The organism is Mesorhizobium sp. WSM4837 (assembly GCF_055811435.1).
This window is the reverse complement of sequence record NZ_JBVVQE010000002.1, coordinates 52,400-77,346: the sequence shown is the minus strand read 5'-3', so window position 1 is coordinate 77,346 and position 24,947 is coordinate 52,400. Positions and strand designations below refer to the sequence as shown.

The window sequence follows — 24,947 nt, the reverse complement described above, 5'->3', positions numbered from 1 at the left end:
TTGCTTCCTCCCAACGATCGTGAGTTTAGACGGACGCCCCTTCGGCGCCGGTTCGGAAATCGAAACCAGCAGTCAATCCACCATCGGCGATGACGTCTGCGCCAAGGAGTGCCGTTGCCCCATCTGACAAGAGGAACAACGCTGCTTGCGCGACCTCACTTGCCTCGAGGATGCGGCCTTGCGGCTGTCGATTTGCCCGGGTTGCCAGGAACCTGGAGCTGTCGGTGGCGCTCTCGACGTGTCGCTTGAAGAGGCCAGCCATCATGGGACCGGGACTCAAAACGTTGATCCGGATGCCTCGTCGTGCGTGGTCGAGTGCTGCGGTTCGAGCCAGCTGACGCACGGCTGCTTTCGATGCGTTGTAGATGGCCAGCTGCTGCTCGGCCAAGGTGGCGTTGACTGACGCAACCGCAACGATGGCGCCACCGCCGTTCGCCTCCATCCGAGGGATGATTATCGCCATCCCCAAGGCGGTGCCGGTCACGTTCACCGACATGGTGCGCTCGATGCGCTGGGGTGTCGCTTCAGGTACAGTGCCCACGTCAAGGATTGCGGCGCAGGTCACGAGCCCTAGCGTTGCGGACGCTTGGGCATCGAGGAGATCGACCACACTGTTCCAGGTACTTGTATCAGCGATCGAGCCGGTGACCTGTTGGTACCGGGTATCGGATTCGAGCGCAGATGGCGCCATGTCGACGCCGACCACCCTACAGTTGCTCTGCAGCAGTTGCCTGGCCACTTCGAGCCCGAGACCTGACGCTGTCCCAGTCACAACGACGATGTCGGGCAGCCGCAATTCAAGCGAACCCATTCGATCACCTATTCAACCAGAGGGGGGAGGCCGGCGTAGGCCCGATAGAGGAGTCGCCCGATCCGATCTTCATCGAGCTGCCGCGGGTTCCAGTAGGGATTGGACAGAGCCAATGCGCGGGCCTTACCAAGACCCTCTTCCGGCATGCCGATGTCCTTGAGGGCGCGCGCGGCTCCTACCTGGCCGGCGAGTTCGTAGAGCGCTAAGCTAGGGTCGTCGGTTTTCAGAACGCGCTTCAGGCGATCGAAGGCATCCGGGACTGCCGGCGCGTTGTAGGCGAGGGCATGAGGCAGCATGATGGTGTGCGTCTCTGCATGCGGGAGGTCGAACGTCCCGCCGAGCGTATGGCAAAGCTTGTGGTGCAGGGACATGCCCACGGCCCCCAGGCACGTTCCCGCCAGCCAAGCACCGTACAGGGCCAGGGACCGTGCTTCCTTGTCCCGCTGATCAAGCCTGATCGTGGGCAAGGCCTTGGCCAATGCACCGATGGCTTCGCCCGCCATCAGGTCGATAATCGGATTCCGGTCCTGAGCGTAGAGCGCCTCAACCGCGTGTGCGATAGCGTTGATGCCGCTGGTTCCTGAGAGGGCGATCGGTAGGGAAAGCGTCAGGTCGACATCGTAGATCACCACTTCAGGCAGGACCTTCGGCGAAGTGATCGTCTTCTTCTGACCGTTCGCCGTTTCACCGAGGATGGGCGTCATCTCAGAGCCGGCATAGGTGGTCGGGATGGCGATCTGCGGCAGATCGGTGCGCAGGGCCAAAGCTTTGCTCAGGCCGGTCGTCGAACCACCGCCAATGGCGATTAGCCCGTCGACATCCTTTTCATGAATGTCTCGCATCGCTTGTTCGGTGACATTCACCGGGGTGTGCATCGCGGCGCCCGAGAACACCCCAACTGACTTCGCCGCGAGCCGGGAGGCCACCGTCAGCGCAAAGTCTTCCTGCTGGGGTGTCGAGAGGACCAGAACCCGCTGTAGCCCCAGGCGGTCGACTTCTTCTCCGACCTTTCCAACCGATCCCGCGCCAAAGACCACTCGCGACGCATTGGCGCTGTAGACGAAACTCTCGGGCAGCCTTGCCATTTTGCTCACTCCCGATTGTCAACGCGCAGGTTGAACTGCTTGATGCTGATCTCGGCCCATACGCCCGACCGGTTGAAGGGGTCGGCAGCGTTGAATGCTTCAACCTCAGCCACACTGGAGGCCTCAAAGACGAACAGCGACCCAATCATTGTGGCGCCGTCGGCCGCCAGCAGCGGTCCGGAGATTACGGTCCTCATCTTTCCCGCGGCCAGATAGGCCTTATGCTCATCGTAGTGAGCAAGACGAATATCGATCGCGTCTGGATGATCGATGCAGTGGACGGCAACCTTCATGGCGAGGGTTCCTCCGTTGAAACGTAGTCTACCTGGTACCGCGCAATACGGACACCTTGGAGTTCGTCACGTATCTTCAGGTGGGCGGGATGGGTGGCATATGCCTCTAGAGCTTCAGCGCTTTCGAATTCTGAGTAGAGCACCACGTCGCAGGCGTAATCGACGCCACTGAAGTCCACGCCTACTTCGATGTGCAGAAGGCCCGGGATCGCTCCGAGCAATGCCTCAAAGCGCGATTTGACCGCTTCTACCGCAGCGGCTTTCTGGCCGTCGGCAGTTGGAAGGAGATTCCACATTACGACATGCTTTACCCGCTCCCTCTGCCCCTTCTGTGTCGCCACCTGATCCATCCGTTCCCTCTCAAGCCAAGTGACCGTGCGAGTTTGACGGAAGTGATTGCATTTGCCCGGGATGCGATGAAGACTGGCTTTCTCAAAACACCTTTCCGCCGGATGCAAAAAGTGGATCGCTGGACCGAGCTACAGGTGTTCCTCAAGATCGTTGAGGAACAGAGCATGACAAAGGCGGCGGATGCCCTTGACCTCTCGGTTTCCGGAGTCAGCCGCCACCTTGTGAATCTGGAGACGAGGCTCGGTGCCCGGCTGGTTCAACGATCCACTCGCCGGCTCAGCACGACCACCGAAGGCCAGCAGCTCTACCTGGACGCCCGAGACATCCTGGCGAACTGGGAAGAGGCCGAGGCAAACGTAACGGCCCGCGCTCATGCACCAACCGGCAGGCTGAGGGTGGGGGCCTCTCTGTCATTTTCGTTGCTGCATCTGATGCCAGTGGTTCAGCAGTTTAGGCAGCGCTATCCGAGTGTGTTAATCGAAGTGGTGGCATCCAACCGCTACTACGACATCATCGAAAACGGTCTCGATCTTGCGATCCGCACGCGTCGCGTGGAGGCCGATAGCTCCATCACTATTCGAAAGCTGGCCGAGACGCGCCGGCTATTGGCGGCATCACAGGAGTACCTCGATCGCCGCGGCGTCCCGAAGCATCCCAGCGACCTCAAGGACCACGACCTTATCCTCTACACTCTGGCCGACAACTGGAATCACCTGAACTTCCGCAAGGGCGAGGAGGCTGTAGCCGTCGAGGTCGATGGCATCATCAATGCCAATGACGGCCAGCTCATTTGCGCGGCCGCTCGCGACGGTCTTGGGATCCTGGCCCAACCAACGTACATCATCCAGAAAGATCTCGAAGCCGGGCGCCTTGTCCGTGTCCTCGATGATTGGGATCTCCCCAGGCTGACAATGAACATCGCCTATCCGAGCAAATCCTTCATGCCCGCCCGGACCCGGTTGTTCCTCGACTTTCTCGTCGAGCAGTTCCGCGCAAACAACTACGAGGAACTGTGGACTCGGTAAGCCGATTTTTGCGCGCCACGCAACACAGTTTCCCCAGCGACCGGGTTTATTCTCGCTCGGCAGAACGTTAGCCAAACCGGGTGCCGCGCCGCTCGCGGAGGCACGATATGCATTCCCGCAAGGACATCGTGATGGCTGCAGACGTTGAACTCCTGATTTCCTACTTCGCCCTCTCTGGTGACGTCTTCCCTCTTGGCCCGACGGAAATCAGTCCCTTCCCGTTCAAGGACCGTGTCGAGGCCGCTGCCCGCGCCGGATTCAAGGGCTTCGGCCTCCATTCGGAGGATGTAGTTCATGTCAGGGATCAGATCGGCTACCGGGAAATGCGCCGGATCGTGGAGGCGAACGCCATCAAGTACCTCGAGATCGAGTTCCTGACCAATTGGTTCCGCCGCGACGAGAAGCGTCAGGAGTCCGACAAGGTCCGCAAGCTTATGCTCGAGGTCGCAGCGGAATTGGGACTAAAGGATATCAAGGTCGGGCCTGGCTTCGAGGATGATGCAGCCGACGTGCAGCTGATGGCGGATGAACTGGGCAAGTTATGCGACGAGGCTGCGCCCTACGGCACCGACATCGTGTTGGAAATCATGCCTTGGTCAAATGTGCGTACCATCGAAACCGGCTTGGCGATCGTCTCCGGTGCAAATCGCAAGAACGGTGGCCTGCTCATTGACATATGGCACATGGCCCGAGGCAACATTCCCTATAGCGAAATTCGCATGATACCCGCTCGGTTCATCAAGGCCGTGGAAATTGACGACGCGCTGAAGGTGGCGCCGGTACCAGACATTTGGGAAGACACGATCGCTTATCGCGAGCTTTGCGGGGAAGGGGAACTCGATGTCCCGGCGTTTCTACGCGAGGTACAGGCAGCCGGCTACAGCGGTGTCTACGGGACCGAAATTCTTTCGGCCAAACACCGCGTGCTCGGATTGGACGAGATGGCTCAGCGGATTTTCAAGTCCTCCATGGCTCAGTTTGTCGATCTCTGATCGGACTAACGGCAGCGCGAGCTTTTTGGAGGGGTGATCAACGAGGATCGCCCTTTCTTCTTTCTCCACAAACGAAGGTCAACGGCCATGGGCTACGCTATTGGTGAAGATGCCGTGCTCGGCATCGCTTGCCTGGGAATTACGCACCCCCACACATCTGGCAGAGTAAAGGCGTTTCAGAGAATGTCGGGGGTGCGCCTGCTGGGTGCCCATGACGAAAGTCCGCTTCTGAAGCCGTTTGTCGATGCGCTTGGGTTGGAGCCCCGAAGCAGGGACGAGATCCTGGCGGATCCCGATGTCCATGCGGTGCTTGTGCATCCCAAAAGCCACGCTATGGCGGATTTTGCCATCGAGGCGCTTGAAGCGGGCAAAGCCGTGCTTTGTGAAAAGCCGGCCGGCCGAGGGTCGGCCGACACCGCGCGTATTGCCGCCGCAGTCGACCAGACGGACGGCCTGTTTCAGGTTGGGTACTGTTGGCGTTTCGCGCCTTCCATCGGCAAGATGCAGGAGGTTCTGGCAAGCGGGCGACTTGGGAAAGTTCTCCAGGTCAGGGCCCATGCCGGCTGCTCTCATAATGAGGCAGCCACCGCCCACATGAATCAGGCTGGGGACATAGGTGGGGCGATGTTCGTAATCGCCTGCCACCTCATCGATCGCATCCTGCTTCACTTCGGCATGCCCGATACACTCAACGCTAGAATTACCAAGTTTCCGATGGTGTTCGGCGCCGAGTCCCGGGAAGACGCCGGTGGCGCGATCCTCAACTACCCCGATAAGTTGGTCACCGTCGACTTCATGTCATGGGATCCGCTGTCGTGGACGGAGAGTTGGGACCTGTCGGCATACGGGACCGAGGGAATAATGCACTCGTGCCCTCTGCCGGCGTCGTACAAGATCTACGACAGTGGGAAGAACGGTCATCAGCAAGGATGGACGGAGTGGCGTGAGACAAGCTTCCCGGAAATCTGGGCGACCAAAAAGACGGTCTATTCTCCCGACATAGCCGAGATCGGTAACCCCATCTATTTCGATCGCGAAGCAGCGGCGTTCGCTGCCTCACTGCGGTCGGGCTCGCCGTCGGTCGTGCCGGCAACGCAGGCCCACAACGTCAATCGGCTTCTCGAAGGCATGTTCAGGTCGTCCGAACTAGCGGGTGCTGAAGTTTCGGTCGCGTCGTAGGCTCACCTTTCGCTTTCCAGCCCGGCGGCCTCCAGGTCGTGAGTCTATTTTTGCAGCAGCCGCAACATTGTTTCCAAGTTCGCACGCTTTCGCGTGCCAGTGCGCCCAGTTATGCAACGTCGCTTTGAGTTGCGGCCTTCGCCGTGAAGGATGGTTTTATGGATAAGACGGTTCCCGATCTCGCCACAGCAGTAGCCGGGATCGAAGACGGGATGACGCTGATGATTGGTGGATTTGGCGGCTCAGGTGCCCCGATCGAACTCGTCCATGCTCTGATCGATCGATTCCGCGCCACGGGGTCCCCCGAAGGACTCATCGTGATCAACAACAATGCCGGCAATGGGCGGATCGGCATCGCGGCGATGATCGACGCTGGAATGGTCGCGAAGATGGTTTGCTCGTTTCCGCGCTCGGCCGATCCGCGCGCCTTCACCGAGAAGTATCGTGTTGGCCAGATCAGGCTCGAACTCGTGCCGCAGGGAACGTTGGCCGAGCGTATCCGTGCCGGCGGCGCGGGCATTCCGGCCTTCTACACGCCGACCAGCTTCGGCACCGATTTGGCGGAGGGGAAGCCGGTCGCCGAGTTTGATGGTCGCATGTACGTGCAGGAACGTTGGCTCAAGTCGGACGCAGCCCTGATCAAGGCCGAACTGGCCGACACCATGGGTAATCTCACCTATCGCAAGGCGGCGCGTAACTTTTCGCCGCTAATGGCCGCCGCCGCCAGGCTGACCGTCGTGCAGGCATCAAAGATCGTCCGGCCTGGTGGGATCGATCCGGAGCAGATCGTCACCCCGGGCATTTTCGTCAACCGCATCGTGGAAGTCGCGGATGCCCAACAGGAAGAGGCCCTTATGCGGGCAGGAGTGGCCTACGGATGACCGAGAAACTCACCAACGCACAGATCGCTTGGCGGGCCGCTCAGGACATTGCCGACGGTGCTTATGTGAACTTGGGCATCGGATTCCCCGAGATGGTGGCCAAGTTCCAGCCGCCCGGCCGACAAGCGGTCTTTCACACAGAGAACGGCGTGCTCAATTTCGGTGAAAGTCCCCCGGAAGGCGAGGAAGACTGGGACCTGATCAACGCCGGCAAGAAGGCAATCACGCTCAAGCCCGGCGCATCCTTCTTCCACCATGCCGATAGCTTCGCCATGGTCCGGGGCGGCCATCTCGACGTGGCCATCCTGGGTGCCTACGAAGTTGCGGAGAATGGCGACCTCGCCAATTGGTCGACGGGCCCGAAGGGCGTGCCGGCAGTGGGTGGCGCGATGGACCTGGTGCATGGTGCCAAGCGCGTTGCTGTGATCACCGACCACGTGACGAAGGACGGACGCCCCAAGTTGGTCAGGCGCTGCAGTCTGCCGCTGACCGGCGTCGGCTGCGTGACACGCGTTTATACCAGCCTTGCCGTTGTTGACATCGAGAGCCAGCGCTTCGTGCTGCGCGAGAAGCTTCCCAAGCTCAGCCTCGATGCTCTGCAAGCAGTAACGGGTGCCGAGCTTCTCGTCGACGGCACGGTCGGCGACCTGATTGTTCCGGAGGTTTAGTAATGAGAGAAGCCTTCATCTGCGCTTACAAGCGCACGCCCATCGGCCGCCTCGGCGGCGTCTTGTCCTCGGTTCGAGCGGACGACCTGGGTGCAGTTCCCCTCCGGGCACTGGTCGCTGAGAACTCAGGCGTCGATTGGGACGCAGTCGACGACGTGATCTTCGGTTGTGCCAACCAAGCTGGCGAGGACAACCGAAACGTTGCTCGTATGAGCTCGCTTCTGGCCGGCTTACCTGTGAGCATCCCCGGCACCACAATCAATCGCCTCTGTGGCTCCGGAATGGATGCTGTGATCACGGCAGCCCGCGCGGTCAAGTCCGGTGAGGCGGAGTTGGTCATCGCCGGCGGCGTCGAGTCCATGAGTCGAGCCCCGTTCGTGCTGCCCAAGGCCGAGACGGCTTTCTCTCGCAATGCCGAGATCTACGACACGACCATCGGCTGGCGCTTTGTCAACCCGCTGATGAAGGAGCACTACGGCGTGGATTCCATGCCGGAAACCGGTGAGAACGTCGCTCGGGACTTTGGCGTGTCGCGCGAGGCGCAGGATGCCTTTGCGGTGCGCAGCCAAGACAAGGCCATCGCCGCGCAGAAGAGCGGCAGGCTTGCTCGGGAAATCGTCCCTGTAATGGTCCCTCAGAAAAAGGGGGGCGCAATCCCGATCGAGCTGGACGAGCACCCTCGAGCCGGCACCACGATGGAAGCCCTGGCGAAGCTCAAGCCGCTGTTCTCTGGAGGGAGCGTCACCGCTGGCAATGCCTCTGGCGTGAACGACGGCGCTGCGGCACTCATCATCGCGTCGGAGGCAGCGGCCAAGCGCTACGGGCTTACGCCGATTGCCCGCATACTAGGTGGTGCGGTCGCCGCCGTGCCACCTCGGATTATGGGCTTTGGGCCGGCACCGGCTATCAAGAAGCTTTGCGCTCGCCTTGGGATTGCACCGGCGGAATTCGAGGTGATCGAACTCAACGAGGCTTTCGGGAGCCAGGCCATCGCAGTGCTTCGCGACTTGGGGATCCCTGAGGACGCAAGCCAAGTGAATTCCAACGGCGGCGCCATTGCCTTGGGGCACCCTTTGGGCATGAGCGGCGCGAGGATAGCTGGAAGCGCAGCTCTCGAACTCGCCGCCTTTGGGAAAACATACGCCTTGGCGACGATGTGCATTGGCGTGGGGCAGGGGATCGCTATCGCACTGCAGCGGGTTTAGACGACTGGGCGACGGGCTGGAGCGATAGTGCGATTTCAGACGACCGCGATGTCGGCGCTGAAGGCAAGTTATCTTGCGCCCTCGCGCTTCATGGCTCTGTCATTGAGGCTAGGCACGGCTCGACTCGCGCATATTTCGGGGGCGGTGCGGCTCGTTCTTGGTGAAGACGTTCGCGCCAACCACCGCTTCCAATATGCCAAATGCTGCCCCAGTAGGATGGCCGAAAAGCCGCGATGCGCCATCGAAACCAAGCATGGGCGCAGGCTCGAAATGTTTTTCCTTAACCGGCTTAAGCCGGAGTATTCGCGCGATGCGGATGGCCGCGTGCCAAGCGACAAATTTGTCGCGGAGTGCACCCGACTGGTTAGCGGCTTCCCCGGCTAAGGTTAACGGCGCAAGGGTTTGACGCGACCTTCCGGGCATCTCTCGCAATGTCCAAAAGGAGGCGCAAGGCTGTCGTCCAGTGGCAGCCTGACAGTGGTCGCCTTAGGGTCAAAGCGGTGAGTTCCGCTCAAGGTCCGCTATCCGGGAGAAAATTTGAGCCTGGAATGTCCGACTAGGGTCAGTTTACGTCGATGCACGCAGCCGACTGAAGGTCCGCTTCAGACATTCCGAGCCTCTAAGCCGCAAGTCCGCCAACGGTCCTCGACAATAGCGACACCCGGCGAGTACAAAGCAACCACACTATCCGAGTTCATGAATTTTCACGCTAGGCACAACTGTTTGAGCGATATCGCACAGATGTTTGTGGTGCGTGAGATATATGACCTGGCCTGCGCTCGCCATCTCTCCAAACAGCCTGAACACCTCCTCCGACCGGACGTGGTCGAAAGTTTCCATGATGTCGTCGGCGATGAAGGGGACCGAGGGCCGGAACTGGGCGAATTCGTAGTATCCGGCAAGCCTCAAGGCCAAATAGAGTTGAAAGCGCGTTCCTTTCGACAAGGCGTCGGTGAGCTTGGATTGGCCATCCCGCTGCAAAGCGATAAGGACTTCGCCGCCTTTCGCCGGCTGCGTTGTCAAACCCGAATACTCGCCGCACGTCATCAGCGCGAATGCCTCTGAAGCCCGCACCATCATCCCCGAGCGATGGCGCTCGCGATAGCGGCGTAGGGCAAGTTCGGCCGACATGATGCCGAGCTTCAGCTCGATATAGCGCAAGGCCTTATCTTCGATTTCCAACAGCGTTGTACGCCGTTCGGCATCCAGTCGGGCAACAGCGCTGTCGCCACCAATGGCATCCAGCTTGTCCGCCGCACGTGTGTGCCGGATCAGCTGTTGCTGAATCGCCTCATCAAACTGGCGAAGCCTTTGCTCGCCCTCGGCCCTCTCGACCGCGAGTCCGTCGAAATCGAGCGCGTCCAGCATCGCATGCCCGTGCTCGAACGTCTCCACCGAGAGTTCGGCCGCTACCCGCTCCTTGAGCTCGGCCACCGCTGAGCGCAGGCCATCGCGCTCACGCAGCCGTTCATCGCGCTCCACGACCTCCGCCAGTGTGGCGACGCCGAAGACGCCCAGCACTTCGTTCTTACGGCGTTCATGCGCTAAAACCTCATTGTCGAGACTGGCGCGGAGATCCTGCAGTCGCTTCAGGTCGGCGCTAAGGCCGGCCTTTGTCGCGCGCATTCGCTCGGCGCGCTCCAGGCGCTCGACAAGGCTGATGGCCAACTGCTCCGCGTCAGCCTTCGCCGGCTGCTTCGCGTCGGCTGCGACAGCGGTAATCTCGACCAGGAAATGGGCCCTGTCGGCCTCCATCTTGTCGATCCGTAGCTGCAGCGCGTCGCGTTCCTGCAGGCTTTTCGACAGTTCCGCCAATTGATCGAGCACGGTGCCGACGGCGGACGCGGAAAGGCCATTCGCAAGCCAAGTCCCCTTCAGCGCATCTGTAATACCGGCCAACCACTCCTCCTCGCGCCGCTCGGCCGAAGCCAAAGCAAGCCGCCTGGCGGCGAGATCGTCTTCCTTGCTAGCAACCGTCCTGACAGCTTCGGCATGTTCGGCGTCAAGCTTGCGCTGTCGTTCCAGGAACAGGTCAGCGATAGCCATGATCGCCTCCAGACCGTCGCCCGGCACCGGTGTTATTCCGACGCTTGTCAGCGCCCCGTTCAGTTCCTCCCGTAGCTGCTCGCTGGCTTTGGCGGCTCGCTCCGCCTTCTTGGTGGCAAGCTTGATCTGCTCCCACGCCGCGAGCGCATCACTGCGCGCAGAAATCCGATCCTCGACCCGTTCGATCAGCCGCGCCGGCGAAGGATCAACGGCGTCGCCCAACAGGTCCCCGACCGCCGCGCGGATTGTCAGCAATTGGGCGTCGACGTCATTGTCGGCCCGTTCGCGTTGCTGGCGCATGCGCGACAGGTCGGCCCCAGCCTCGGCCAGGGCGCGCGCCGTGCCGCGGATATCGGCAAGATCGGACGCCTTCGCCAGCCGGCCTGCGCCAGCGCTGTCATCGCGCTCCAAGGCCAGGGCGAACTGGTCAGCGGTGTCTGCGGTCAGCGCTGACCGATGCGTGGCCCAGGCCTCATCACGAGCGCGCCGGATCGCAACCGCCTCTGCATCGTCGGCGATGTCGACCGAGGCACGAAGGGCGTCCAACCGAGCCGCGAGCAAAGCATGGTTGCCCTCGTATTCGGCGAGGCGTTCGGCAATGAGTGCGCTGGTCTTGGCCAATTCTGACGCCACCGTTTTCCAGGCGCCAATCTGCCCGGCACTCGGAACCGCGACGCTGGCGAGCGCCGCAGCATCACCAGACCATGGTTTCAAGCGCGCAAGCGCCGCCTGCCATCGAATTGTTCCCGCATCCTGCGCTTCGCCAGCCGCCCGAATCTCGGCCCGGTGCGCGCTCTCTCGCGCTTCCGACAATGCGGCGCCAAGCCTCGCCCTGGCGGGTGCCGGCACGGCCCTGTCCTCACCGATCCGCTGTCTAGCCGTATGCAGGGCGTCGAGCGCCGCCGCAGCTTCGTCGCGGGCGGCGCGTGCAGCGATGGCAATGCCGGAGCGTTGCTCGACCATGGCGCGGACGACGCCAACTGTGGCGGCCGGCAAAAGCAGTGTGACGGGATCCGGTTCGGAGGATCGTCCCAAGGCGGCAAGGCAACTCGCCACTATGCTATTGAGGATTTGCAACTCCATCCTGCGATTGGGCAGGTCAAGGCCGGCAGAGGCATAGCGCACCTTGCTCTCCGTCAGTGCGCAAATGCGTTCGGACATCGCAAGGATGATATCGTCCATATCCACCGACGCAAGTTTTCCGGTCAGCCGCTCGACCTCGTCTATATTCGCGGACAGCCTCGTTCTCAGGCTGGCGTCGTCATCGATTAGGTCGGTGACACTGCCTGTCCAGGTACGAGCCGGCGACGCGATGTCCGGCAGTTCACCCAGCCGCGCGATCTTCCGTCTTATATCCGACAGCAGCGGGCGCGCGCGCCCATAGCGGTCAATGGCATCGAGCCTGGCCGCGAGCGCCGCCCGCTCACTGATGATGCGGCCATACTGTTGCGTCGCGTCGAGACGTTCCGCCTCCAAGCTTTCATAGGTCGACGCAAGGGTGTCGACGGCATCCTTGCGCGACTTGAGGTCGGCAAGGCGTTTCTTCAGTAGCGCCAGTTCGGTTCCCTGTGCCTGCTTGCGATAGAGCCCATCGGCTTCGGCCTCGAGCGCGTTCAACGTATCGCTAGCGTGCCCAAGACCGGCGCTGGCGGTGAAGAGCAGCTTGCCGAGGTCGCCGCGCGATTCAAGGATTGATTTGCCGCCCACCTCCAGCGTCTCGTCGTCGAGCGAAAACATGGTCGTGTAGGCGTCGCGTGACAGGCCGGCCAGATGCGCCGTAATCGCCACCTCGCTTACCGGCTGGCCCGTGGCGTCCAGCAACGAATTGTTGCGCTGTTTCGTGCGCGTGAAGGCGTGTTCGGAGCCAGCCAATTCCAGCACCCCGCCGATGCGCATCGCGCTATAATCGTGCAGGAAGTTATAGCGGCTGCGCTCCTCGATGCCGAACAGCAGATCCAGATAGGCTGAAAGCGCGGTCGACTTGCCGGCCTCATTCAGGCCGAACACGATGTGGAGATCAGCGCCCGACCCGGGCTTGGGGCCGAAGTCGATCGTCTTGTCCGTGAACTTGCCATAACGGATCAGGTCAAGGCGACTTAGCCTCATGTTGAGCCACCGGCCCTGAGGCGCGCCGTCACTAGATCGGTTCCGCTGGCAAGCACCCGGTCGAGGAAGCCTTTCAGTCCGACCTCATCCTTTCCGGCAAAGTCGCGACCGTCGGCCGGAAGGTCGGCGACCATCTTCTGGATGAATGCCCTCGCCTCGGCGCGAAAAGCCTCCGAGCTGGCATCGGCACGCATCGATGCGGCCAGTTCGACGATCGGATCAGCAGCGTCCCCTGCGGTTTCGGTTGGGGGTAAAGCGATGTCGAGCTCGAGCTTTTCCACCCAAGTGTCGCCGACCTGTTCCGCCGCCTGCTCGGCTTCAGCCAGCAGAAGGTCGCTGTCGCGGATCAGCGACCATGATAGCGGTGTCGCTCCAGTCAGTCCGAGGCGGACCACAGCATAACGCGAACGCACGGCTCCGCGCTTCTCTTCGAGCGCAGAGCGGACTCGCGAGACAACTTCGGACCATTCCGCGGTGCCGGCCAGATCAACGCTCAACCGTTCGAATTGCGCGACACTGGTCAGCCTCTCCTCGATGTCGATGGACCGGTCGTCACGTATCGTCACCAAAGTGACGGATTTCTCTCCGGCCTCGTTGATGTCCCTGCCTTGCGGCATGCCTGGCATCACCACCGCGCTGGGGCCAGGATGAACGGAACGCGCATGAATATGGCCGAGCGCCCAATAGTCGAAACCATGGCCATGAAGATCAGCCACGCTGCATGGGGCGTAGATGTCGTGACCGGGCGATCCGGCCAGGCTAGTGTGCATGATGCCGATATTCGTCGCCCCTTCGCGGCCGGCCGGATATTTTGGCAGCAGGCTCTCCGGCGCCTTGGGATTGGCAAAACTCAAGCCATGGAAGACAACGTCGAGCCCACCGGCGGTCTGGAGCACCGATTGTGCACGGCCAACGAAGATGGTGACCGTGTCCGGAAACACCAACTGTTTCGAGATCCGCGACAGGGCGTCGTGGTTGCCGCGGACCTTGAACACGCTGATTCCAGCCTGATGCAGGCGTGACATTTGCGAGCCCAGGAAGCGCGCCGTCTTCATCGACGTTTGGTCGCCATCGTAAAGATCGCCGGCGATGACCAGTGCGTCGACATGCTCGGCAAGACAAAGATCGACTGTGGCGACGAATGCCTGGCGGCTGGCGTCGCCCACAAGCTCGGCGAGATCGGGGTTTCGCAGCGCCAGCGAACGCAGCGGCGAGTCGAGGTGAATGTCGGCCGTATGTACGAATCGAAATGCCATTGGGTCTCCGGCGACGAACATAAGCGGTGTTGGCCACGGCTCGATAGGCGAATTTTATCGCAGACTTGGTTGACTATCGGGACATCAAAGTGGCTGGCGACAACGGCTCCGGTGCGCCGCGGCTGGGCAACGCCGACGACGTCGATGAGGCCAGTGTGGAACGGCCGCTTCCTAAGCCACATCATTCCGCAAATTGACGGGGCGCTTTCGGCCTCAATGGCCGCGGGCGGCAAACGCCGCGAATCGGCGGTAGGAAATGACTTTGACGTTGCCTGAAAACGGACGTTGGCCGCGTGCTTGGAGATGCACTGACCTGAGATTAAGACGCGGCGGGCGCTTTGACTGCTGCGCCCAGCACTACTGAACTGGAGGTCGCCGCGCCGCTCGCGATCTGTTTTGCTTTTGCTTGCCGGAGAACACTACGTGCCTGCAGTTTGGATACTGGCTGCAGCCGACGAATGAGCGCCCGGTCTTCGTTTTCCTTTGGACCAACTGACCAACTCGACAGGCCGGGCATTGCTCTAGCGCTTGGCCGTCGATGGTCTCGAAGCGAATGTCCTCACCCGCGACCTCGCAGAGCTCTTGGATGTAGCGCGATGGTCGGGCACTGTCGGCCAGCATAAAGACGCCGCGGCTGGCCCGGGTCAAGGCGACGTAGAACAGGCGTCGTTCCTCTGCGTACGCGAAGGTCTCGGGATTCGGAATCACTAGGTTCAGCAGCTCGTCGTCTTAGACACGGCTCGGAACACCATAGTCGCCCTCGCTGATGTCGAGCAGGATAGTGTAGTCCGCTTCGAGGCCCTTCGAGCGGTGGAAGGAAAGCGCCGAAACCTCGATATGCGGGAATGCCGGCATACGGCCGGCGAACGGATCGAGATGGTTGTAGCGCCAGAGAACGAGTACTCTAAGCTTCTGCCTTGCCGTGCCGCGCCACTGCTCCGCGATGCTACCCAGGAACACATCCAGCCGGGATAACAGCCGCAGGCAGGCTGCGCCAAAGTCCGGCCTCTCCTTTGCGCCCTCGATCGGGATGACGCGGATCGATTTGGGTATAGCGGGCCGTATAGACCGCACCGACTTCCTGAGCTGGTCTGGGTTCCGTTGAACGAAACCCGCCGCCGTCTCCGCGATCAGCTGGTTACAGCGGTAAGTTTGCTCGAGCCGGCCTTGCCAACTTGTCCCGAAGTTCGCGTCGAACCTTGTGAAGAGGGTCACATCCGAGCCGGCAAAACGGTAGATAGACTGCCAGTCGTCGCCCACGGCGAAGAGTTTGGAGAACGGCTTCTGGTCTCGCAGCGACTTAATGAGTTTACCCCTGGGTCCAGATATGTCCTGGAATTCGTCCACGAGGATCAGCGAGTACGGACTGGTGTATCGTTTCGTCTCAACCAGCTGCGTCGCGTCGGCGATCATGGAATCGAAATCGATCCGCCCGGCATCCACGAGCTTTTCGGAATAGGCCTGGGCGATCCTGTAAACGACGCGCGAAAATATGCGCGCGCGTTCCTTATCGTGGAGCGACTGCGCACGCTGTAACAGCATATCGAGGGTTAGATGACTCGCCCGGATGTGCTTGATGCAGGTGCCTATGAGCTGGTGGTAGTGCTTGACCACCACTGGCTCCAGCGCCTTCGCAATATCGCTATACTGCTTCGCCACGAGCTGTATCCCGCGCCGCTCTAGTTCCTCGCGCATGACCTCGGAAATCGTGCCGTCCGCGGCCTGGGCCGATCGCGTCTCGAAGAAATCGATCTGCCCGATCTGATAGTCCCGCCGCTTTGCTTCGGCGTGGTCGACATAGTCCTTGAATGGTGAGACGCCGTTTGCGTCGAGCGCGAAATGCTCGTGCACGGTACCGGTCGCCGAATAGTAAAAGTCGGGATGAATATGGCGGACGGCGCCTTCCCCATCCTGCACCTCGACCTGTCGTTCGTATTCGAACGCGACCGAGTTCAACCAAAGCCAGTTCGCGATCGACTGTTCCTGCAACGATTTGACGTAAATTCCGGCCAGCGAGCCGATCGTCGCCTTACCCCTGGTCCGCCGCTCCGTAATGTATCGTTGGTAGTCAACCTCACTGTCGAACGTTTCCCGGGGGATATCGGCCTTGGGATGCACGACCAGGAGATCAACCCAAAGCCGCGTAAACTCCTTGTCGGAACTGACTAGTTCAACAATGATCTCCTCAATCGCCTTGGCTTCCCCCGCGGGATGTTCGACCCAGTTGGCAAGCTGGGGCGGCCGCCCGTCGACCTCCTGGATGATGCCGCGGCCTAACGCGTGGAAGGTTGTCACGCGACATTCAAGTTTGTCGGGTTCGACCTTCAACTGCCTGGCGATGCGCTCCCTGAGCTCGTCCGCCGCGCTCTTGTTGAACGCCAAGACCAGCAGTTCGTCAGGGCGTGCCAACTTCTTTTCGAGCACATATGCGACTTTGCCCACCATAGTGGCGGACTTGCCCGATCCCGCCGATGCGATGAGCAAGTTATTGTCCTCGAGACGAATACAAGCCTCGCGCTGCTGCCCTGACAGCGACCGACCGTCCAGGTTGTCGAAGAACGCCGCAAAAGCGGCAAGTTCGGAGGCGATGAACCGCTCGTTGTAGCGATGGCGCACGTTCGGATCGGTGAGGAAGGCATAGGAGGCCGGCAAAACGGCCTCGAGCGTCTGTGCCATCTGCCCTGGATCGAACATGGGGTGCGAGAGGGCCGTTGCCACCTTTCCCGGCACGCCGGCTATTGCGTTGCCGAGGTCCGAGTACGCCAAGTATCGGCGGTTGTCCGTCACGACCGCGCCGAGTCTCGCGTCGATCTCGCGCAGTTGGTCAGTTTCGGAACGGATCACTTCGCTCAGATATTCATTGACGAACACCGCGATGTCGGCCGCGAGTTCGTCTGCGGCGCTGCCGCTGAGGCCCGATAACCGATCAAGCCTGGTCCTCGAGCAGATCTCAACGGCGTGCCACAGGAGGCCTTTGGCGGTTTGGACAGATACGACGTCCAAGCATTCCAGCTCGGTCTCGCTGCCAGATACCAGGGTGATACCCGCTGCCGAATACCGACCGGGTGTCAGTTTCCAGTTCGCGCCGGAGATCAGTCGGGCGAACAGTCCGGGACGGTATGTGCGGGCGCGCTTTAGCATTGAGAAGTTATATCGCGGCTAAGCCTTAGGCTTCCCTAACAGCGGTGGCGATTGCCGTCGAGACTAGGCCCGTTTGCTGGATTCCCGCCTGTCACGCAGTCCTGTTGGCTATTGGGCCGTGGTGGGCCTATCTGGCACTCAGCGTCACTACACAGTTTCCATCGGGGTCCCCGATATCAGGGTTAGCGCAGTGGATTTTGGATATCTGACGAGATCCGCTAGGCGTCATGAATGTATCCTGAAAACAGGCACGGAGACGCAGGACAACAACGCGCCACATCTCGGTCGGAACGCATCCGAACACCGGAAAGCACAATGTTCGTGGCGTCAGCGAGAATTCCGGCGCGGCGAAAACGGCCCATGTCACTGCGTCCCGACCAACGTTAACATAGCTGCGGTAGCTATTGTTGTCCGGCAGCGCTAGTTCATCTATCGCAAACTGTCGGATGGCGCTCGCCGATGCCATTCGAGCGCGCAATGTCCCAGGGGTCGACGGATCGTCAATCAGCTCTCCGACATCCTGGCGCGCCGCCATGATCTCAACGTGACCTTCAAGAATTGTGCGTAGTAGGAAATGCTGGTGCACCCTGCCACGCCGGACACCACAATCATCGTAGCAACCGAACGAAAAAAAGCCTGCATCACGGTTGCCCACGGCATTGCTTACACGTCCGGATAGGGCAAACGTCGCAACTACGCCCGGTCCCAAAACAGTCGCGCCAATTTGGTTAATGTCCTAGAATGGGTTTAGGTTAGACGTTCGTCCTTGGCAAGATTGGCACAATGTGGTCACTGACCGCCAAATTGCCGAATGTCCGCTATAAGCCGGACACGGCGGCATGCTGACTCTCCGCTAGGAGGCCTTTTTCTGCTGAAGCTTCCGGTCGCATCCGGCCCAACGCTGTTGGTCCGCAATGGGCCCGATTTCGGTCGTTGGATAAAGTGTCGTTACTCCCCAAAAGCTGACGTTCCGCAGCCCGCGTCCGGCGTAATACCCATCAGCGCCAATCGCGTCAGGCGAGGAAGGCTAAGCCGACCAACCAACTACGGAATAGGTGAGATTACGGCTTCACGGGTGACAGAAAGCTGTCGACCTCAACGACTTCGGCCTGGGACGTCACATGCTCCAAATTTGGCGTCGAGGACGAGGTGCCTTGCCAGTACCGTTGCGCGAGCTCATCGTTGGTCAACCCATGTCGACTCATTCGCTGCTCCCCCCTGACTGCCCGTATCCTGGGGTTGCGGTTCAGTAGAAGTTGCAGGTATCCGATCCAGGTGACATCGCGCTGCTCGACGGGTCCTGTTGGCTCGACCTGGTGCACGTACCCTTCGCTATAGCTCAAACCCATCCGGCTAAAATCACGGTCCTCGCGCATGTACACGCAGCTATCGCGGCGCAGACAACGCGCCGGTCGATTGCGTTCGAGACACTCCTCAACCTCTGGAGTTTCAGCCCCCAGGGGGAAGACACCGGTTGGACCAAAGATGTGCCCTTTCGGCTTCTGCTGTTTTGCTATCCGATTGTATGTCCTCGCCATTTGTATGCTACCTCGTATGGCCTGGTGTGGCGCAGATGCATTGACGTGACTAGCGTAGTTGACGCTCGACCTACACTTTCGCCGGCCTAGTCCAGCCTTCGTTCAGTTTTTCAAGCACCTTTTCCAGCCAGTTTTCGTACCAGTACCAGGTGTTCGCGACCTTCACGCCGTAACCCTTGCCGGGATTGCGGGCGTCGAGCTGTTGAGAGAGCTGCGTGTGGTCGTACATGTTGAATCCGGCGTGTCCTGCGGCCTTCACCTTTGCGACAATTTCCCCAGGCAGAAATTTCGGACGCTCTACCTCCTTCAAGAGGACCCGCTCGACTGCCTCGGCTTCGGGCGAGCCGGGCTTGATGAATTCGACTGCGAGGTCGGACTTGCTGGCTTTACCGGAGAGCTTCGGCACAAAGGCAACGCGGAATCGGAATTTCGGGTCCTTCTGCTCGTCCTCTGAGAGGGCCGCGTGGAAGTTGTCCATCGCCGTCGCGATATGGGCCGGCAGGTCGGTGGCGATCAGGCTTTGCCGTTGCACACCGTCGAACGTCACGAATTGCAACGCGATCGACAGCCGCTTCTCTAAGGCAAACTCACGTCCGAAGAGGTCCTTGATGGCGTCGTTGAAGTTGATGCAGCAGGCCTGCAGCTTCGCGCTGAGGGCATCGTCGATCCTGTTGGTGGATCGATGCTCGATCTCGTTCCTGATCTCGATCAGGAACTTGAGATTGTTGACGATGCCGCTCTGAAGGGGACAGGCGCCAGTGGTGATGCACTGGCTCAATTCCCAATATTTCTCGGCTCCAGATGGCGTGCGCTGAACGACGCCACCTTTCTTGTGGCGGTAATCAATGCCTTCGCGCTTGTAATAGGCGTGCATCAGATAGGTCCACGCTATGATCGCGGTGACGATGAAGAGTTCGGCCCTGAAGTAGAGGCCAGCGCTATTAAATGTGTGGACGGCCGCAATCATGGCCTCGCGCGCTTTGACCAGCAGTTCGTCACCTTGAAGGTGGAGGCCGGTGGCGGGATCAATGTTCGGCCAACTGTCGAGGAAGGTGTCCAGCTCATCGTCCGACGCGGGCTTGATGGCCTTGTGCTTTGTGCCGTCCTTTATCTCTGAGATCCGCGCATTGTTTATCGACCGGGTGGGCCGGGAGAAATACGCCTGGATATCCTGGGGCACGTAATTGCGGGACAACATCGCTTTGACGATCGCGACCTCCCATTTTTCGAGCGTATTCCCTGGTCGCCTTGCCAATTTCGTGCCCCCCGTTCCTTATCTGCGCAGTTCGTAATGTCCCGGTTCTAGTCGTTGCCGTAGTCGGGCTCGTATTCCATTTCGCGCTCCTGCTGGTCCTCATGGATGTAGCTGAGGCCGGAGGCATCGATTTCGTCGCTTCCCATGAGCGTCAGGTCGCACGTCGGGCAGCGGAATTCCTCGCCGACGAACTCGCGGTCGACGATTTCCCAGATCGCGTACTCATCGCGCTCTTCGCTGATGTTTTCGCCGGTCTGCTCGCCGGTCATGAAAGCGCGGCATGCGCAGGCTGGGCAGCTCTCCACCCAGATCTCGTCGTAGCCACCCTTGAAAAGCCCCGCTTGATGATGCGGCTCGCGCAATTCGGCTTCGGCGGCGAGGCGCTCCCGTTCGGCCTTTTTCAGCGCCTCGAACTGCTCCCTGGCGGCTTCGACGCGTAACTTGACCGCAGCCTCAAGGGCGTTGGCGGCTTCATCGAGCAATTGGCGGGGTGCCTTTGCATCGGCCGCGCCGAGCCATTGCTCAAGGGATGACCCCATCTGGTGCAGGATCGTGTCGCAGGCATGCCAATAGCGCGCCTCCCAGGCGTCGAGACGCATGGCCCGGAATGGAAGGTCGGCCGAGTGCAGCTCAGTGTTTCTTCGCTCGGCGATGTCCTGGCAGAATTTTTGGACCGTCTTGTCGAACCGGGGGACGAGATGCGCGAGGCGCTCGAACAGGGTTTTGGCCGTGATGGTCTTCACGTCGGTCGTGACGTTGATGCCGGCGGCGACGAACATCGACTGCCAATGCGTCGGATCGACCACGAGGCTCGGGTGCTTCCGGGCCAGCGCTGCCTTGCCCAGCAGCTCGAGCGCGAGGGACGCCCAGAGCTGATACTCGTCGAGGTCGCCGGCGCCTTTCCGCGAGAGGGCACGGCCGATGTAGACCTTCGACTTGGCATGCAGAGCGTCACCGTTGATGGCAATAAAGACGTCTTCAGGCATCGATGAGAATCCTTGCAAGGCGTCGGCCGGACCCTTGGTCCGACGGCCTGCGCCCGTGCAGGACGCGCCAGTTATCAATGATGAGGATGTCGCCCTGGCGCCAATGATGCGCCTGGGCATAGGAGGCGGCGCCGGCGATCCGGTCTTCCACAAGCCTCAGGGCGTTCCGGCCGCGGGCGTCCAAGGCTTCGACGCAGCCGGGATCGTATCGCAAGAAGGCGCCGCCGGGCGCCAGGATGGTCGAATAGAAGGAGCGTCGGCCCGTGCGAACGAGGACCGGCGTGGCTTCGAGGAGGTCAAGCTCCTGCTGTGAAAATCCCAGGTTCCGCCAGTCGAGGAGCATTGTCGCTGCGGCCGGGGATCCCGGATCGATGCACCCGAGAAGGAGGTAACGGCAGGGTTTGGTGCGGTGGCTGAGTTCGGTGTGGAAGGGCAAGGTACCCACGCCGTAGCGCGCGCTCAAGGATCGCGGGTGGGCATCAGCTATGGGACGAGGCTGGATGACCTCTTCAAGGGAACCGGCGCGCCCCGCAACACGCGTCCCAAGGTGGTCGCCGATCCGACCCAATTCCCGGACTATCAAACTGGGGTCCGCGCCTGCGACGCAATGACAAGACCAGCCGCGCTCCGCCGTCGGGCTGAGATGCTGTTGAGGTTCGGAAACGGCGGTGTCGAGCGTGGCCATCTAGCAATCCTATCGATCGAGACGCACGCGAAGTCGCCGGGCGCGCTCGCGGAAAGCGGCTTCACCACCTTCGACGATGTCGCAGACCGCTTTGCGGATTGCAGCGTTCTCCAGCCCGCCCGCCACATAGCTGATGGGCGGCAGACCGCCTGAAGGATGTGGACCTGCTTCAGCGACGATGATCTGGTCCGCGTCGGTGTTGATGACGAGGTTGGCGTTGTGCGTGACCATGATCACCTGGCGCTTTGCTTTCGCGGCGATGAAGAGCGCGACAAGCTCGTCGAAAACGGATTTCGGATCGAGATTTTCTTCGGGCTGGTCGATGATCAGCGGACGATCGTCAGAGTCGTCGAGCGCCAGATAGAGCAGCAGAAGCACGATGCCTCGCGTGCCGGGCGAGAGCTTGCGGATGTCGACGCCGTCATAGGAGATTTCATAACGAACGGTGATGTGGTCGGTGCTGAAAAGCCAGTGTGCGAACTGCTTCGACCATGTCCGGAATTCGGCCTGCTGCGTCGGCGCATAAGGCGCATGCGACAGCAGATCCCGCAGGTACTTCGCCATAAACGCCGTCATAGCGGCCTGCACCTCAGCCGCCGTCCCGGTCTCCCAGGCCGACTTGAGCGCCTCCGTCGCCGCGGCGATCAGGGAACCGCGCCCGTAGAAGGGCCCGGTCTTGCGCCGATCGAGAAGCTCTTCCTCCGCAATGGTGCCCCAGGCGTGGACGTCGGCGATCCTGCGAACCGAGAAGCTCAGCTTCTTCAGCGTGCCCGACGATGCGGCAACGCGCGCCATCAGAGGCGCGTAGAGGCCCGCCAGCGCATCCTGCTCGTTGATGATCGCCTCGAAGACCCGGCCATATGTGTCATCGCGCTCGGTCTGCAGGTCCTTCCGTCGCGCGGCTGCGCCCTGCGCATCGGTAAGGCGGGTTTCGAGAGTTTGAAGGGCGGAATTTTCCTGTGCGATGCGTCCGGTCAGGGCCGCATATTGCTCGCGCACCAGCTTGTCGGAGCTAAACAGCGCCTCCAGCCGCGTCATCTCGGCGGCGATCGGCGCGAGCGGCAATGTCGTTATGTCGGCTGTGTCGGCGATGAGGGCGACGTTCGGATCGCCGGGGGGCGGCACCACACCGTTGAGCTTACGGACCTCGCCGTCCGCCCAGGCAATGTAGGCCGTGAGGCTCTTGTCGACGTCGCCTTTGTAGATCAGCAGGAAGCCGTCCCACTGTTTGGCGTCGAGGCCGCTATTGGCGTGTCGAGCCTGTGCCTGGCGCAGCATCTCGGGTGCGCCGGTCGCCCGCATGCTACGGACCTCGTCCTGCAAGGCAACGTAAGTGCGGCGCTTATTCCCGAAATTCTGGATCCTATTCCTGAGCTTCTGCGCCGCCTCGCTTAGCTGCGTGTGGCGGGCGACCTGAGCTTCGGTCCCTTTGACGACGAGCTTCGCGCGGTCGGCTGTATAGTCGGCGATCAGCTTCTTCTTCTGGCCGACCTGGGTCGTCAGCGAGGCGACGAGGCTCTCTTTCTCGAATTCGGTCGCGATCCGATCCGAGATATCGGAGATCGCCTCGGCCTCACGCTCGCGCGCCTGCTGGAACCGTGAGGTCTGCTGGTCGCGCAGCTCGTCGAAGTCGAGCGCCCACTCTCGATCGTCCTGCGAGTGCGATTCGAAAATCACCCGTTCGATCTCGTCGACCAGCCCGTCCGAAACCCCTTTCGCCGAGCACAGCTCCTCGACGAACTGCTGGGACAGATAGCGGGCGCGTGGAAACGACATATGCCCGTTGGCGTCGCGTCCATCGAGTGCGCGTATGACCGTAGCGCCGCTGCCCCACGTCAGCGTGGTCGTCGCATCGCCAATCAGCCGGCGCGCACGCGCCAGGAACGAGGGGCTGATGTTTTCGTCCGCGTCCCACCCGGAGGGTGTGATCGCATCGCAGCCGGCCGCGATGACATCTGCGAGCGCGGTCTTTCCCGAGCCGCGTGCGCCGATAATGGCGACAAGGCCGGGGTTGAGCGGGATGTCCGGTGTGATTGCCCAGTCCGCATCGTCGATCCGGACATGCGAGATGACCTGAGATGGCATTGCCGAACGCGGCGGCTGCTCGCCAACATAGGCGCGGCCTTCGGGATCAATGCAGGCTTGCCGGAGGGCATCGAATTCCAGCGCGCCCTTGATCCACGAAAAGCGGTTGTCGACAGGCTGGCCCACGGTTTTCTGGTCATGCGAGTCGCTGCCATGCAGACAGGGCTTGCACCCGTCATATCGATCGCGCAGCTCCTCGATCGTCACGCCGCGCTGGCCAATCCAGAATTCGCGCTGCGCCGGGCTGCTCGAAAAGATGATGTGGGCGAACTTCTCGATCTCCTGACGGACGGTGGAGTCAGCGGCCTGACGGACGCCGGACGTGCCGTCTCCGGCCGCGCCGGCGACGGCGATAAGAATGTTCTTCTTCGCCCATTCGCTTTCGTCGATGACCTTGCGCAGTTGATCGAAGTTGACCTTGAACTGCGTGGCACCGTGCCGGAGCGCAGAGCCGTCGTCGGTGATCGACTGGTCGGATCGCTTCCCGAGTTTGATTAGCTCCTCGCGGGTGCAATCGAAGCGGTCATTGAACGCGTGGAACTGCAGGCGCTTGAGGATGCGCTTCACCTCGTTGAGGTGGTCGGGATCTTCAGGGCTGACCAGAAGGTGGACGTTCACGAAGCCCGACTTCGCCGCCACATCTAGGCGCAACTCGATGTTGGGAAAGACCAGCTTCACGCCGGGCAAGCGGCCTGCCGCCTTGTGCTTGAGGAACTCCTCGTAGGTGTCGGTAACGTAATAGTCGGTGACCGCAACCGCCTCGACCTTCGGCGTCAGCCCTTCGAGCGACGTAAGGTAGACACCCCAGGGATCGGCTGCCCCGAACTGATTGTTGAGGATGGTGCCAGGGGCATGAATATGCGGCTCCCAACGGTGCCATTCCGAACCGCGACTGATCATACGCCCCCCCTGGTCCACTTATTGGGGGAGTACTTGCCACATTGGCGCCCGGCGAGTCGAGAATGGCGTGCTGAGCGTAAGTATTACCTTCGGCGCAAGCCTGCGTGATTGTGACCAGCGGCGCCATTTCGTGCTTTTCGCAGTTTTCGTCACGACGTGGCCCTCCGCGCCGGCTTCGGATCAGTCACGGGTTACGGCAGGTCTGCTTTCTCGCTCACGCTTCCCGAAGCAGCTAGTCTGCTTGCGGCCCATCTTCCCCCTGGGCGGAAGGAACCGACGACGGCCGCTGGGGGCATTGCCGTAGATCTTTTGGCGGCCATAAGCTTCCCGCAGAAGCATTTACTCTGCAGCCCGCGTTCTCGCCTTGCAGTTGGGTGGGTGGTTCGCGGCTTTGGAAGCAACACGCCTCAACCATGTTCGACCACAGTTTCCTGGCCCGAACACCAAGATAAGCAATGG

The 24,947-nt window shown here is 61.0% G+C and carries 20 protein-coding genes; 7 read left to right on the top strand and 13 right to left on the bottom strand.

Annotation, left to right across the window (positions count from 1 at the left end; all coding sequences use genetic code 11):
* Positions 1–25: 25 nt before the first annotated feature.
* From AC0L3D_RS01720 to AC0L3D_RS01705, 4 genes are read right to left on the bottom strand one after another with little or no spacing between them, the layout of a single operon-like run.
* Positions 26–811 (bottom strand): SDR family NAD(P)-dependent oxidoreductase, encoded by a 786-nt coding sequence (locus AC0L3D_RS01720; RefSeq protein WP_473642818.1) that lies wholly within the window; start codon positions 809–811, stop codon positions 26–28.
* Positions 812–819: 8 nt separating this feature from the next.
* Complete coding sequence (locus AC0L3D_RS01715) at positions 820–1,896, bottom strand: maleylacetate reductase (protein ID WP_473642816.1); 1,077 nt, start codon at positions 1,894–1,896, stop codon at positions 820–822.
* Between the two features lie 5 nt (positions 1,897–1,901).
* Complete coding sequence (locus AC0L3D_RS01710; protein ID WP_091600589.1) at positions 1,902–2,189, bottom strand: YciI family protein; 288 nt, start codon at positions 2,187–2,189, stop codon at positions 1,902–1,904.
* Positions 2,186–2,539: a Dabb family protein gene (locus AC0L3D_RS01705; protein ID WP_254026262.1), complete on the bottom strand. Its 354-nt coding sequence runs from the start codon at positions 2,537–2,539 to the stop codon at positions 2,186–2,188. The genes AC0L3D_RS01710 and AC0L3D_RS01705 overlap by 4 nt, the downstream gene beginning before the upstream one ends.
* Before the next feature lie 42 nt (positions 2,540–2,581).
* Here AC0L3D_RS01705 and AC0L3D_RS01700 point away from each other — a divergent pair, with 42 nt between their 5' ends.
* The 7 genes from AC0L3D_RS01700 (at position 2,582) to AC0L3D_RS01670 (ending at position 8,874) form a co-directional block, all read left to right on the top strand.
* On the top strand, positions 2,582–3,565 hold the full coding sequence (locus AC0L3D_RS01700; RefSeq protein WP_473642936.1) for a LysR family transcriptional regulator: 984 nt from the start codon (positions 2,582–2,584) through the stop codon (positions 3,563–3,565).
* A gap of 107 nt (positions 3,566–3,672) precedes the next feature.
* Positions 3,673–4,557 (top strand): sugar phosphate isomerase/epimerase family protein, encoded by an 885-nt coding sequence (locus AC0L3D_RS01695; protein ID WP_473642814.1) that lies wholly within the window; start codon positions 3,673–3,675, stop codon positions 4,555–4,557.
* 87 nt (positions 4,558–4,644) lie between these two features.
* The gene (locus AC0L3D_RS01690; protein ID WP_473642812.1) at positions 4,645–5,736 is read left to right on the top strand and encodes a Gfo/Idh/MocA family protein; all 1,092 of its coding nucleotides are present in this window, start codon (positions 4,645–4,647) and stop codon (positions 5,734–5,736) included.
* A gap of 158 nt (positions 5,737–5,894) precedes the next feature.
* Complete coding sequence (locus tag AC0L3D_RS01685) at positions 5,895–6,617, top strand: 3-oxoacid CoA-transferase subunit A (protein ID WP_287345025.1); 723 nt, start codon at positions 5,895–5,897, stop codon at positions 6,615–6,617.
* A complete protein-coding gene (locus AC0L3D_RS01680; RefSeq protein WP_473642809.1) occupies positions 6,614–7,285 on the top strand; it encodes a 3-oxoacid CoA-transferase subunit B in 672 nt (223 codons plus the stop codon). Before AC0L3D_RS01685 ends, AC0L3D_RS01680 begins: the two co-directional genes overlap by 4 nt.
* Before the next feature lie 2 nt (positions 7,286–7,287).
* Positions 7,288–8,490 (top strand): 3-oxoadipyl-CoA thiolase, encoded by a 1,203-nt coding sequence (pcaF, locus tag AC0L3D_RS01675; RefSeq protein WP_287345028.1) that lies wholly within the window; start codon positions 7,288–7,290, stop codon positions 8,488–8,490.
* Positions 8,491–8,538: 48 nt separating this feature from the next.
* Entirely contained in the window at positions 8,539–8,874 is a 336-nt protein-coding gene (locus tag AC0L3D_RS01670) for a hypothetical protein (protein ID WP_473642807.1), read from the top strand.
* Between the two features lie 300 nt (positions 8,875–9,174).
* Here the strand turns inward: AC0L3D_RS01670 and AC0L3D_RS01665 are convergent, their stop codons facing one another.
* From AC0L3D_RS01665 to AC0L3D_RS01625, 9 genes are all read right to left on the bottom strand, one after another.
* On the bottom strand, positions 9,175–12,642 hold the full coding sequence (locus AC0L3D_RS01665) for an AAA family ATPase (protein ID WP_473642805.1): 3,468 nt from the start codon (positions 12,640–12,642) through the stop codon (positions 9,175–9,177).
* The gene (locus tag AC0L3D_RS01660) at positions 12,639–13,898 is read right to left on the bottom strand and encodes a metallophosphoesterase family protein (RefSeq protein ID WP_473642803.1); all 1,260 of its coding nucleotides are present in this window, start codon (positions 13,896–13,898) and stop codon (positions 12,639–12,641) included. Before AC0L3D_RS01660 ends, AC0L3D_RS01665 begins: the two co-directional genes overlap by 4 nt.
* Positions 13,899–14,255: 357 nt before the next feature.
* On the bottom strand, positions 14,256–14,519 hold the full coding sequence (locus AC0L3D_RS01655) for a topoisomerase DNA-binding C4 zinc finger domain-containing protein (RefSeq protein ID WP_473642934.1): 264 nt from the start codon (positions 14,517–14,519) through the stop codon (positions 14,256–14,258).
* Between the two features lie 108 nt (positions 14,520–14,627).
* Positions 14,628–17,039 (bottom strand): UvrD-helicase domain-containing protein, encoded by a 2,412-nt coding sequence (locus AC0L3D_RS01650; protein ID WP_473642801.1) that lies wholly within the window; start codon positions 17,037–17,039, stop codon positions 14,628–14,630.
* Positions 17,040–17,166: 127 nt separating this feature from the next.
* On the bottom strand, positions 17,167–17,574 hold the full coding sequence (locus AC0L3D_RS01645) for an aminopeptidase (RefSeq protein WP_473642932.1): 408 nt from the start codon (positions 17,572–17,574) through the stop codon (positions 17,167–17,169).
* Between the two features lie 1,073 nt (positions 17,575–18,647).
* A complete protein-coding gene (locus tag AC0L3D_RS01640) occupies positions 18,648–19,832 on the bottom strand; it encodes a DUF3644 domain-containing protein (protein WP_473642799.1) in 1,185 nt (394 codons plus the stop codon).
* A 47-nt stretch (positions 19,833–19,879) separates the two neighbouring features.
* Complete coding sequence (locus tag AC0L3D_RS01635; protein WP_473642797.1) at positions 19,880–20,818, bottom strand: hypothetical protein; 939 nt, start codon at positions 20,816–20,818, stop codon at positions 19,880–19,882.
* Positions 20,811–21,503, bottom strand: a complete 693-nt coding sequence (locus AC0L3D_RS01630; RefSeq protein WP_473642795.1) for a TauD/TfdA family dioxygenase — start codon at positions 21,501–21,503, stop codon at positions 20,811–20,813. The genes AC0L3D_RS01635 and AC0L3D_RS01630 overlap by 8 nt, the downstream gene beginning before the upstream one ends.
* A 9-nt stretch (positions 21,504–21,512) precedes the next feature.
* Positions 21,513–24,488, bottom strand: a complete 2,976-nt coding sequence (locus AC0L3D_RS01625) for a TrlF family AAA-like ATPase (protein ID WP_473642793.1) — start codon at positions 24,486–24,488, stop codon at positions 21,513–21,515.
* Positions 24,489–24,947 lie beyond the last annotated feature (459 nt).

What these genes read in the sequence shown, in the direction of transcription:
- AC0L3D_RS01720 (WP_473642818.1), bottom strand. Translation starts at nt 811, where the DNA reads ATGGGTTCGCTTGAATTGCGGCTGCCCGACATCGTCGTTGTGACTGGG.
- AC0L3D_RS01715 (WP_473642816.1), bottom strand. Translation starts at nt 1,896, where the DNA reads ATGGCAAGGCTGCCCGAGAGTTTCGTCTACAGCGCCAATGCGTCGCGA.
- AC0L3D_RS01710 (WP_091600589.1), bottom strand. Translation starts at nt 2,189, where the DNA reads ATGAAGGTTGCCGTCCACTGCATCGATCATCCAGACGCGATCGATATT.
- AC0L3D_RS01705 (WP_254026262.1), bottom strand. Translation starts at nt 2,539, where the DNA reads ATGGATCAGGTGGCGACACAGAAGGGGCAGAGGGAGCGGGTAAAGCAT.
- AC0L3D_RS01695 (WP_473642814.1), top strand. Translation starts at nt 3,673, where the DNA reads ATGCATTCCCGCAAGGACATCGTGATGGCTGCAGACGTTGAACTCCTG.
- AC0L3D_RS01690 (WP_473642812.1), top strand. Translation starts at nt 4,645, where the DNA reads ATGGGCTACGCTATTGGTGAAGATGCCGTGCTCGGCATCGCTTGCCTG.
- AC0L3D_RS01685 (WP_287345025.1), top strand. Translation starts at nt 5,895, where the DNA reads ATGGATAAGACGGTTCCCGATCTCGCCACAGCAGTAGCCGGGATCGAA.
- AC0L3D_RS01680 (WP_473642809.1), top strand. Translation starts at nt 6,614, where the DNA reads ATGACCGAGAAACTCACCAACGCACAGATCGCTTGGCGGGCCGCTCAG.
- pcaF (WP_287345028.1), top strand. Translation starts at nt 7,288, where the DNA reads ATGAGAGAAGCCTTCATCTGCGCTTACAAGCGCACGCCCATCGGCCGC.
- AC0L3D_RS01670 (WP_473642807.1), top strand. Translation starts at nt 8,539, where the DNA reads ATGTCGGCGCTGAAGGCAAGTTATCTTGCGCCCTCGCGCTTCATGGCT.
- AC0L3D_RS01665 (WP_473642805.1), bottom strand. Translation starts at nt 12,642, where the DNA reads ATGAGGCTAAGTCGCCTTGACCTGATCCGTTATGGCAAGTTCACGGAC.
- AC0L3D_RS01660 (WP_473642803.1), bottom strand. Translation starts at nt 13,898, where the DNA reads ATGGCATTTCGATTCGTACATACGGCCGACATTCACCTCGACTCGCCG.
- AC0L3D_RS01655 (WP_473642934.1), bottom strand. Translation starts at nt 14,519, where the DNA reads ATGCTGGCCGACAGTGCCCGACCATCGCGCTACATCCAAGAGCTCTGC.
- AC0L3D_RS01650 (WP_473642801.1), bottom strand. Translation starts at nt 17,039, where the DNA reads ATGCTAAAGCGCGCCCGCACATACCGTCCCGGACTGTTCGCCCGACTG.
- AC0L3D_RS01645 (WP_473642932.1), bottom strand. Translation starts at nt 17,574, where the DNA reads ATGGCGGCGCGCCAGGATGTCGGAGAGCTGATTGACGATCCGTCGACC.
- AC0L3D_RS01635 (WP_473642797.1), bottom strand. Translation starts at nt 20,818, where the DNA reads ATGCCTGAAGACGTCTTTATTGCCATCAACGGTGACGCTCTGCATGCC.
- AC0L3D_RS01630 (WP_473642795.1), bottom strand. Translation starts at nt 21,503, where the DNA reads ATGGCCACGCTCGACACCGCCGTTTCCGAACCTCAACAGCATCTCAGC.
- AC0L3D_RS01625 (WP_473642793.1), bottom strand. Translation starts at nt 24,488, where the DNA reads ATGATCAGTCGCGGTTCGGAATGGCACCGTTGGGAGCCGCATATTCAT.